Annotated in this window: 4 protein-coding genes and 1 pseudogene; 3 read left to right on the top strand and 2 right to left on the bottom strand. The window is 62.7% G+C overall.

Features of this window, described 5'->3' with window-relative positions; genetic code table 11:
* Positions 1-1,504, bottom strand: a pseudogene (locus EA462_RS16600) (cache domain-containing protein); the annotation flags it as partial.
* Positions 1,505-1,691: 187 nt separating this feature from the next.
* Here EA462_RS16600 and EA462_RS16595 point away from each other — a divergent pair.
* Positions 1,692-2,225 carry a ferritin gene (locus EA462_RS16595; protein ID WP_124179692.1) on the top strand — a complete coding sequence of 178 codons (534 nt, stop codon included), beginning with the start codon at positions 1,692-1,694 and terminating at the stop codon, positions 2,223-2,225.
* A gap of 157 nt (positions 2,226-2,382) precedes the next feature.
* Complete coding sequence (locus EA462_RS16590; RefSeq protein WP_124179691.1) at positions 2,383-4,209, top strand: aldehyde ferredoxin oxidoreductase family protein; 1,827 nt, start codon at positions 2,383-2,385, stop codon at positions 4,207-4,209.
* A 34-nt stretch (positions 4,210-4,243) separates the two neighbouring features.
* Here EA462_RS16590 and EA462_RS16585 read toward each other — a convergent pair whose 3' ends face one another.
* Complete coding sequence (locus tag EA462_RS16585; RefSeq protein ID WP_124179690.1) at positions 4,244-5,506, bottom strand: MFS transporter; 1,263 nt, start codon at positions 5,504-5,506, stop codon at positions 4,244-4,246.
* Between the two features lie 281 nt (positions 5,507-5,787).
* Here EA462_RS16585 and EA462_RS16580 point away from each other — a divergent pair, with 281 nt between their 5' ends.
* Positions 5,788-6,210, top strand: coding sequence for a TRAM domain-containing protein (locus EA462_RS16580; RefSeq protein ID WP_124179689.1), 423 nt, complete (start codon positions 5,788-5,790; stop codon positions 6,208-6,210).
* Positions 6,211-6,256 lie beyond the last annotated feature (46 nt).

The following is a 6,256-nucleotide window of genomic DNA, read 5'->3' as shown; positions in this document are numbered from 1 at the left end:
TGAACGCGGCCGCGATCTCCGCGAGGGCCTCGTTGTCGACGTCGTCGTCGAGTCGCTGGGTGAGGTCCCCGTCGGCGGCGATTCCCATCACGCGTCCGAACTCCGTGGCTTTCTGCTCGAGACGTTCTGCCAGTTCCTCGGCTTCGTGACGGGCCTCGGCGGCCGCAGCCTGCGAGCGTTCTGCCTCCGCTTTCGCGTCTTCGACGTCGTCGATGTAGCTCTCCAGGTCGGATCCCATCGCCTCGAGTGAGTTCCCCAGCGTGCCAGGGACGTCCTGGTCGAGGACGGGATCGTCGAACTCCTGTCTGGCGATCGCGTCGGACTGAGCCGTCGCCGTCTCGAGGTAGGCCCGAATATCGTCGAAAGAATCACGAACCTGACCGACCTCGTCGATCCGTCCGCTGTCCTCGATTTCGATGTCCGTCCGTCCATTCGAAAGCGCGGTTGCGTTGTCGGCAAGCGCCCCGAGGGCGTTCGCCGTCGAGCGACCGATCGTCGCTCCGATCACGAGAAAGCCTGCGATCGCCACCGCGATCAGCGCGATCAGTGAGTTCGCCACGTTGTCTGCGAGTGCGTACGCACTCGACTGTGGCGCGTGCGTCACGAGCATCCAGTCCGTGTTCGGGACGACAGTGTAGGCGACGACCTCGTCCGTATCGTCGAACTCAGCGGTTCCCGCGTCGTGTTGAATATCGTCGAACCCCTGCTGGTCGACACCGTCGCGGTACGGCGCGAGGATCGATTCCTCGTTCGGACTGATCATCACGTCGTCGGCGCTCGTATCGACGACCTCGGTATAGCTTCCCTCGAGCGGTTCGTGAAAGCGTTCGGCGAGCAGGTCCGCAGACACTACGATCACGATCGCACCGTCGTCGTCGGAGTGATCGACGTGGCTGAGAAGTGCGATCACGTTCTGACCGTTGTGCTCGAAGGTGTCCGTGTACGTCGTTTCGAGATGGGTGAGATCGACGTCGTCGTAGTCGTGTTCCGTGATGGTCCCACCGTCCGTCGCGTGGACCCGAAGGTCAAGCGCCGAGAGATCGTCCGTCCCCGGATCGCGTTCTGAACTCTGGATGATGCGGTCCGTCTCGAGGTCGACGTAGTGTATCCCAACGACCTCTCGCGGCGTCTGTGCACCTTCGATGCTTAACCTCGCTCCGATCTCCATTCCCTGCCGATCGACGATGCGGTCGTCCGCCGCGATTCGTTCTGCGAGCTGTTGATGGCTGTCCAGTTGGGTGTGGAGTTCCTGCGATTCGACATCAGCCGTATACGCTAACTGGTCGTGGGTGTTGTCGGTGATCTCATCGGAGATTCCGATGTAAAAGAAACTCGCGCTGGCGATCGTGAGCATGAGAACGGCGAGAATAACCAGCCCGAATTTTGCAACGTAGCTCCGCCGAAGACGATCGGGAACGGCCTGTCTCAATCGGCGGGTAACCGAGAGTGATGTGAGATCGTATCCACCAAGCCGATCGCGAATTCGGTGTGGTATAGACGGCATCTACAGAACGGTGGCCACTGTGCTCGAAATGGTTTACGGCCAAACAGGCGAAAAACACCGATACAATGTTGCAGTACTCCCGATAAACATCAATAATTTAATGCTTGGTGGATACCGTGTGGGGAGACTGAGCAGGAAGTAAATACCACCAACTATAGTGGCGGAGCCGAAAGACAATCGGAATAGCATGCTCAAAAACTCGATCGAAGACGCGCTGAACGAACAGATCAACGAAGAACTCTACTCGTCGTACCTGTACCTCTCGATGGCGGCCTACTACGAGGACGAAGGTCTCCCCGGGTTCGCATCGTGGATGCGTTCGCAGGCCGACGAGGAACACGCCCACGCGATGCGGATCTACGAATTCGTCGTCGAACGCGACGGACGCATTACGCTCGAGGGAATCGACAGTCCCCCAACTGAGTGGAACGGACCGGCCGACGCCTTCGAGGCGGCCTACGAGCACGAAGTCGAAATAACGAGGATGATCGACGAACTCGTCGGGCTCGCTCGAGAAGAAAACGACAACGCGACGGAGAATATGCTCCAGTGGTTCGTCGCAGAACAGGTCGAAGAGGAGGCGACCGCGCAGGGTATCCTCGACAAATTGAACCACGTTGGAGACGACGGTCCCGGCCTCTTGATGATCGACCAGGAACTCGGCCAACGCGGCGGCGACGGTGCCGAAGACGAATCGTCCGCGCCCGAATCCCCAGAGTAGCCGGAGACGAACGGGTCCCCCGTGAGAACACCAACGCACTCGAGACAGGGTGGAGACACCGTCCCGGCCGTCGGATCCGCCCGGACCGACCCGCAAGTCCACAGAATCTCGAACGGCGGAACAACCCTTATCCGAACACCACATCTACTGGCGATCAATGTCGGAGGGGACGCCGAACCGGATACTGCGCGTCGATCTGTCGAATCGGACGGCCTCGAGCGAGCCGATTCCGTCGACGTGGTTGCGGACGTTCATCGGGGGAAAAGGTCTCGGGGCACGCTACCTCTACGAGGAGCTCGAGCCGGGGATCGATCCGCTCGGACCGGAGAACCGTCTTCTGTTTCTTGTCGGACCCCTCACCGGAACGCTTCCCGGTGAGCCGCGATACGCCGCGGTGACCCGGTCGCCACTCACCGGGACGTTCCTCGACTCCTATGCGGGCGGCTCGTTCCCTGAAGCGCTCGCTACATCCCTTGGCGACCACCTCGGTCTCATCGTCCAGGGGGCTGCGGAGGATCCGGTCTGCCTCGACGTGGCCGACGGCGACGTCGCGATCCACTCCACCGACACGTGGGGTGGGGATACGGTAGAGACCGCCGAGGCGTTTTCCGAAGCGGCCACGGCGTGTATCGGTCCCGCAGGAGAAAATCGGGTAGCATACGCGACGATCGCCTCCGACGGCGGGGACCACCACGCCGGACGCGGAGGCGCGGGAGCGGTCATGGGCGCAAAGCGGCTGAAAGCCGTCGTCGCACGCGACGACGCGCCGAACGGGACCGAAAGCCTCTGTGAAAGCTACGCCGAACGCTTTCGCGAGAACGAGACCGGACGCTGGCTGGCTGCCTCGGACACCGTCGAGTCGGTCGACTACGCCGACGAGGTGGGAGCCCTCGCGACTCGAGGGTGGACCGAAGGACGGTTCGACGAAGTGGGAAGCGTCGGCGTGGAAGCCGTCAGGGACGCCGCCACGGGACGCGAACGAGAGCACGAGGCGGTTCCCGGAGGGTTCCGGGTCAGCACCGACGAGGGCGAAAGCGTTCCGCGTGGCGCAACCGCAATGAGCCTCGGTGCCGGGCTCGGTATCGGCTCGTTCGACGCCGTCGCGACACTGGGCGAACGCTGCAACCGGGCCGGCGTGGACGTCATCAGCGCGGGGAGTGCGATCTCCTGGGCGATCCGCGCCGCGAACGACGGTACGATCGACCGTCGACCGGCTTTCGGAAACGAGGGAGACGCCCGCGAACTCCTCGAAGAGATCGTCGATCGGAAGACGCCTCTCGGAGACGCGCTCGCGAACGGCGTCGACGCGGCGACGGCGCGCTTTGGAGGCGAGGAGCTGATCCCGACGGTCAAAACGATGGAGCTCCCGTCGTACGATCCGCGGGGCGCACAGAGTATGGCACTGGCGTACGCGACGAGCGACCGGGGTGCCTGTCACCGGCGAGCACGGCCGGTCGAGCGCGAGCCCGTCGAAGGACAGTGGTCGCCCTCGGAAGCCGCAGCGACGATCGTTCGCGAACAGGACAGACGGTCCGTACTCTGGAGTCTCGTCGTCGACGACTTCGCCGGCGACGTCCTCGAGGACTTCGGTTCCGAGCTGCTCGAGGCCAGGGGCCTGGAGTACGACCCGGAGGAGCTCCGCACCGTTGGCGAGCGCGTCTGGACTCTCACTCGACTGTTCAACGTCCGCGAGGGTTTCGATCGATCGGACGACGAACTCCCCGCGGCGCTCGAGACGCCCCTCGAGGACGGCCAGGAGGAAAGCGGGGTCGATCCGAACCGCTTCGAATCGATGCTCGTCGCCTACTACGCCCGACGGGGATGGGGAATGGACGGACTCCCGACGCGAGAGACGGTCGACCGGCTCGGCCTCGCGGGGGTAGTCGACGACGAGACGGCGCTGGCTGACGAGCCGGCAACCCTGACGAGTACCCGCCGATCGTCGAGATCGGCAAAGCACGACCGAAACGGTGAACCCCAGTAGCGTGGCGAGAACGTGATCGTCGGTCGCACCTCACTCAATCAGTCGAGGGAGTCTCCGGTCCCTGGGTGGCACTGTAAGACGGCGCTATGAGGAGTCTCCCCCCGACAGCGGCCCCGATCAGCGCGATCACCGACAACACCGCGAAGAATGCAGCCACCGTCACGTAGTCGATCAGGAAGCCACCGAAGGAAATACTGAGGGTTCCCAGGCCGAACATTCCGAGGTAGGTGTAGCCATACGAGAGCCCGCGAGTATCCGGTGGCGTGTAGACCGCAACCGCCTCCTGGTAGAACGGTTCGATCGCGAACAGCGAAAAGCCGAGGACGGCACAGTACAGCAAAATCACGCCGAGTCCCATCGACGCGACCGGAACGAACGCGACCGCGAGAACGCCGAGCGCGACGAACGTCACGATCAGTCCGCGTGCGACCGCCACGCGGTTCGTCAGTTTTCCCGCAACGTACTGGCCCGCCATCCCGGCGACTAACAGACCGACGTAGAAGTAATCACCCAGTGAGAGTTCCTCGAGACCGACCGGCGGTTCGACCCCGTCCATCGCCGGCAGTCCGTGGAGCAGCTCCGGAAGGTAGGTGAGTACGCCGCGGTAATAGAGGCCGACGAACGTCACGACCACGAAGACGAGTAAGAACGAACTCGCAAAGAGCGATCGGGTGTTCGCAACGACCGCCGACCTCGAGCGCGAGCCGGCCGCAGCTGCGTCCTCGGCGGCGGTGGCGGCCGTCGGATCGAACTCGAGGTGGAGTCCGTAGAGGCACGCGAGGAGTCCGGGAACGGCAAGCATGACGGCGACGACGCGCCACTCGAAGGCGAGCAACAACGTGGCAGTCGCGAACGGACCGAGGGCGATACCGACGTTGCCGGCGATACCGTGCCAGGCGAAGATGGTCCCCCGATCCTCGACACCGGTGCTGATGAGCGCGAGGCCTGCTGGGTGGTAGATACTGGCGAGGATCCCCCAGCCCAGCAAACTGGCCGCGACCGCATAGATCGACGGTGCGAACGCGAGCGTCGCGAACGCGGCGCTCATACCGACGAGACAGACCAAAATCAGGCGTTTTGGCCCGTAACGGTCCGCCAACAGACCGGCCGGGAGCGCACCCAGTCCGAACGGGGCGTACCCCAGCGCGACGATGAGGCCGACGAGCGAAACGCTGACGTCGAACGCCTCGAGCCAGACCACGAGAAAGATCGGAATCGCGAGCTCGAACCAGTGGACGATCCCGTGTGCGAGCATGGTGAACGTCGCGATCTGCCTGTCGTTGTCTGAAAGCGTCATTCGATTCCAGGTGTCTATCGACACGACTGGAAGCCAACAGTCGATCGTACGGGTGGTGCGCGATCGACTGTCGGCGGCCAGCCGCACCGATAGAGTCCGTTCGTGGCCTCTTACGTTGGAGTTCGGAAAAGTTCACCGTTTCTGGAATCGGGAGCGTACGGAGAATCTGGAGAAAGCCTCGCGATTCAGCGCGGAGGGGATGTCACGCTCGACGGGGTCGTGATCCTCATCGGTGGACTCAAGGCGATTCCGACACGTTGCTACGAAAAGGAGGTCTATCGATGGAAATTCCTGATGATTTGCTCTGTGTATTCAGCGCTGAAGTGACCGAACGCGGAGATTCGTACGTCATCGAGGTTCCCGAGCGCGAACTCGAACTCGGTGACGTAGACGACGGTGCGGTCTACCGCGTCGCACTGGTCGGGACACAGTCCACGGCGCAACCGAACGACACGGCGCAACCGAACACCACGACGCAACGAGATCGAGACGGACCGGACCCGCCAGTCGAGGTTGGAGACGATCGCACGGTAGATATCGAAGGGACGGGTGAACAGGGTGACGGCATCGCACGCGTCGAGCGCGGATACGTCATCATCGTTCCCGAGACGGAAAAAGGAGAGCGGGTGGTCATCGAAATTACCGACGTCAAAGAGAACGTCGCCTTTGGCGAGGTCGTCGAGCGAAAGGATTACTACCTTTGACGATTCTCTCGAGTTAACTACCCCTGCCTACCGGTTAGTTCAAGGA

The sequence above is a fragment of the Natrarchaeobius halalkaliphilus genome (genome assembly GCF_003841485.1).
Classification (GTDB): Archaea; Halobacteriota; Halobacteria; order Halobacteriales; family Natrialbaceae; genus Natrarchaeobius; species Natrarchaeobius halalkaliphilus.
Note: the sequence above shows the minus strand (reverse complement) of the source record. Positions and strands in the feature narration are given on the sequence as shown.